This window comes from bacterium, assembly GCA_016873475.1.
Lineage (GTDB): Bacteria > Krumholzibacteriota > Krumholzibacteriia > JACNKJ01 > JACNKJ01 > VGXI01.
On sequence record VGXI01000264.1, the window covers coordinates 1 to 3,709 of the forward strand.

Below are 3,709 nucleotides of genomic sequence, written 5' to 3' on the forward strand. Positions count from 1 at the left end.
CCAGGAGCGCCCGCGTGCTCAGGCGAGCCTCCTTGACCCTTGTCTCGAGCGTGCGGCTGTTCAGCTGCTGCGCCTCTTCGATCCACTGACGCTCGGTCTGCGCCGTGGCCACCTTCACCACTTCGCGAGCCTTCGTCCAGGGCAGCTCGCCGCGAGTCAGCGAGTCCTGTAGCTGCGGCAAGTGCTCCAAACTCTCGGCCAGATGGATGAACTGGAAGGTCTTGTTGCGGGAGAAGCCCAGCACCTGCTCGGCGTAGGCATGAATGCTGGAGTAGCCGCAGTCGCGATAGAGGCGCCGGCGCATCAGCTCGGCGAACCAGAGGACGGCGCTCTGCTCGGCGCGGCGCAGCTCGGCGACGGCCGCGCGCAGGTGGGCATCCACCGCGGCAGCGGGGAGATTCGACACGAACTCGGACATGGAAGGTCCTCGCGGGATCGAGGACGCGGGAGGCGGGATGGCTACATTATACTATGAACAGGCGCAGCGGTCAAGTGAAATGCTACAAGAAAAGCCTTCGCTGTCGCACCGTTGCAAGAAGCCGTGGCCGCAAGCCGGCGTGCCGCAGCGCCGCTCGGATGCCGCCGCCGCAAGGAGCGCGGCTAGCGCTCCTTGACGATCTCCGGCTTGTTCAGCTCGGCGATGATCAGCGTCGTCAGACTGCCCGCCAAGAGGGCGGCGAGCAGGACGACGATCCAGATCCACGGGTGATCGCGCAGCCAGGTACGCATGGCTAAGGCCCCCTGAAGCGCAGCGCCAGCCGGCGCTGATTGCCCGATTCCAGCTCGGTGACGAGCAGCGCGAAGTCGAAGGCTTCGCGATACTCCGCGCGCGGCAGCGTGGCGAAGAGCGGCAGCTCAGCGTCCTCCAGCGGGCCGAGCGTCAGCTCCGCCTGCGGGATGATGAAGCTGAGCGAGGCCGGCGCGCCCGGCGCCGGCTCGATGCGGTAGCGGTGCGGCGCGTCGGTCTTGTTCTGGATGTGCAGCGTGTAGAGATTGCGCAGGCTCTCGCCCTCGATCGCGAAGGGCAGGCCGCTCGTGCGCAGCAGGTTGGCCTGGAAGGGCTCGCGACCCGCGGCCTTGAAGCCGAAGGCGGCCAGGCCGGCGAGGCCGAGCACGGCGTAGACGTAGACGCGCGGCCTGAGGAGACGGCGGCGCTGGCCAGCGAAGCCGCGCTGGGAGTCGTAGCGGACGAGCCCGCGCGGGCGATCGGTGCGGGTCATCACGTCGTCGCAGGCGTCGATGCAGTTCGCGCAGCCGATGCACTCCATCTGCAGGCCGTTCCTGATGTCGATGCCCGTCGGGCAGACCTCCACGCAGCGGAAGCAGTCGATGCAGTCGCCGCCCTCGCCCACGCCCTTGTGCCGCGGCTCGCCGCGCCCGGCGTCGTAGCCGATCACCACCGTGTCGTCGTCGACGAGCGTGGACTGCAGGCGGCCGTAGGGGCAGACGATCAGGCAGGTCTGCTCGCGGAACCAGGCGTAGTTGAAGTAGAGCACGGCCGTCCAGAACATCGACCAGCCGAAGGCCGAGCGGTGCGCGGCCGGGCTCTCTTGCACCACCTTGAGCAGCTCGCGCACGGGGATGAAGTAGGACAGGAACACGTGCGCGATCAGGTACGAGAGCACGAGGAAGAGCGCGTGCTTGAGGCCCTTGCGCCAGACCTTGTCACCGGTCCAGGGGCCGAGGTTGCGGCGGATGCGCTGGGCGCGCGGGCCCTCGATCCAGCGCTCCAGGCGCCGCATGATGCCCTCCATGAAGACCGTCTGCGGGCAGGCGTAGCCGCACCAGATGCGGCCCCAGAGCGAGGTCAGCACGAAGAGCCCGAAGCCCATGCCCGTGATCAGGAAGAAGGCCAGGTAGAAGTCCTGGTTGGTGAAGGTCTGGCCGAAGAGGTGCGCCGCGCGGCCGGGCAGATCGAGGTGGATGAGCGGCTTGCCGCCCAGCTCGATCCAGGGCATCAGCACGTAGACCGCGATCAGCAAGGCCCAGATCAGGTTCTTACGCAGCTGCCAGGGGCCGCGCACGTCGGCGGGGTGCAGGAAGTTGCGCGAACCGTCGGCATTGATCGTGTAGACGGTGTCCAGGTCGGGTCGCCGGCGATCGCGGCGGCCCGGCTTCGCTTCGCTCATCGCGTCCTCCCGCGCCCTAGGGCGTGAAGGGCTGACCCTCCGGTGCCTTGCCGGGCACCTTCGTCCCGCGCAGCGTGAGCACGTAGGCCACCACGGACTCCACGCGCTTGGGGCCGAGCTGCCGACCCCAGGCCGCCATGCCCTTCGCCAGCACGCCGTCGGTGACGACCTTGTGGATGTCCAGCGGCCGGCCGCCGTGGATCCAGTACTCGTCGGTGAGGTTCGGGCCCACGAGTCCCTCGCCGCGCGCCGAGTGGCAGGCCGCGCAGTAGGTGGTGTAGATCTCCTTGCCCTCGGCGACACGCTCGGGGAGCGTGGCCATCAGCGCGAGGGCCGCGTCGTCGATGGCGCCGCCTGCGGCGAGCTGCAGCTCGGTGGCGCGCTGCATCTCGGCCTCGTAGCGCGCCTGCGGCAGCTTGGCGACGCCGAAGGTGTGGAAGACCAGCCAGTAGCCGAAGGAGAAGACGATCGTCGCCCAGAGGGTCCAGAGCCACCAGTTGGGCAGGCGGTTGTCGTACTCCTGGATGCCGTCGAAGTCGTGGTCGAAGACCTGATCGGGCTTGTAGTCCTTGCGCGTCTCCATCTAGTTCACCTTCCCTTCGGCTTCGGCGGCGGGAGAACCCGCGCTGAGGGTCTCGGCGCCGTCCAGCGGCAGGCCCGCCAGGCGGTCCACGGCCGCGCGGTTGCGCAGGCCGACGACGACGTAGAAGAGCACGGCCGCGAAGGCGACCAGGAAGAGCAGGAGGCCGACGAGCGGCCAGATCAAGAAGGGGCTGCCGGCGAAGTAGTCCTGGTACATGCTAGTTGCCTCCCGCGCTGAGCGGCTGCGGCCCGCGGCCCAGGCGCTGCAGGTAGGCGATCAGCGCCGTGAGCTCCGCGTCCGGCGCGAGCGTGACGCCCTGCGCCTGCAGATCCGCCACGATCAACGCGGCCTGGCTCTGCGCGGCGGTCGCGGCGCCCGCGATCTGCGCCCCGTCGTAGGGCACGCCCAGCTTGCTCAGGGTCTTCAGCTTGTGGCCGGTCCCCGCGAAGTTCACGCGGCCGGTCTTCAGCCATGCGTAGCTCGGCATGTTCGAGCCCGGGCTCGTCGAGCGCGGGTCGATCATGTGCAGGTAGTGCCAGAGGTTCGCGTACTTGCCGCCCACGCGGTGCAGGTCCGGACCCGTGCGCTTGGAGCCCCACTGGAAGGGGTGATCGTAGATGAACTCCTCCATCCGCGAGTAGTCGCCGTAGCGCAACGTCTCGTGGCGGAAGGGGCGGATCATCTGGCTGTGGCAGGTATAGCAGCCCTCGCGCACGTAGAGGTCGCGGCCCTCCACCTCGAGCGGGCTGTAGGGCTGCTGGATCTGCGGGTTGGCGGCCAGGGCGGCCGGCGTTGTGGGCACGCGCTTGGAGACGACCACCGTGGGCACGATCTCGACGATGCCGCCGATCAGGATCGCCACCAGCACCAGCACCGTGAAGGCGAGGGAGTTGCCCTCGGTAAGACGGTGCCAGCTCGCGTCCGAGCCGCGGTTCGCGCCGAGGGAGAGGATCGCCGCGATGATCACCACCGCGATCCCTGCCAGCACCACCGCGCT

General features: G+C 68.8%; 5 protein-coding genes. All 5 read right to left on the reverse strand.

Annotation, left to right across the window (positions count from 1 at the left end; genetic code table 11):
- Positions 1-418: hypothetical protein (locus tag FJ251_14365; protein MBM4118889.1), on the reverse strand; the 418-nt coding region annotated here is incomplete at its 3' end.
- Positions 419-731: 313 nt separating this feature from the next.
- Positions 732-2,129, reverse strand: a complete 1,398-nt coding sequence (gene ccoG, locus FJ251_14370) for a cytochrome c oxidase accessory protein CcoG (protein ID MBM4118890.1) — start codon at positions 2,127-2,129, stop codon at positions 732-734.
- Between the two features lie 16 nt (positions 2,130-2,145).
- Positions 2,146-2,712 (reverse strand): c-type cytochrome, encoded by a 567-nt coding sequence (locus FJ251_14375; protein MBM4118891.1) that lies wholly within the window; start codon positions 2,710-2,712, stop codon positions 2,146-2,148.
- On the reverse strand, positions 2,713-2,928 hold the full coding sequence (locus FJ251_14380; protein MBM4118892.1) for a hypothetical protein: 216 nt from the start codon (positions 2,926-2,928) through the stop codon (positions 2,713-2,715).
- 1 nt (position 2,929) lies between these two features.
- The coding region (ccoO, locus tag FJ251_14385; GenBank protein ID MBM4118893.1) for a cytochrome-c oxidase, cbb3-type subunit II at positions 2,930-3,709 on the reverse strand (780 nt) is incomplete at its 5' end.

Excerpts from the sequence above, each read along its gene's own strand:
- FJ251_14375 (MBM4118891.1), bottom strand. The coding sequence starts at position 2,712 with ATGGAGACGCGCAAGGACTACAAGCCCGATCAGGTCTTCGACCACGAC.
- ccoG (MBM4118890.1), bottom strand. The coding sequence starts at position 2,129 with ATGAGCGAAGCGAAGCCGGGCCGCCGCGATCGCCGGCGACCCGACCTG.
- FJ251_14380 (MBM4118892.1), bottom strand. The coding sequence starts at position 2,928 with ATGTACCAGGACTACTTCGCCGGCAGCCCCTTCTTGATCTGGCCGCTC.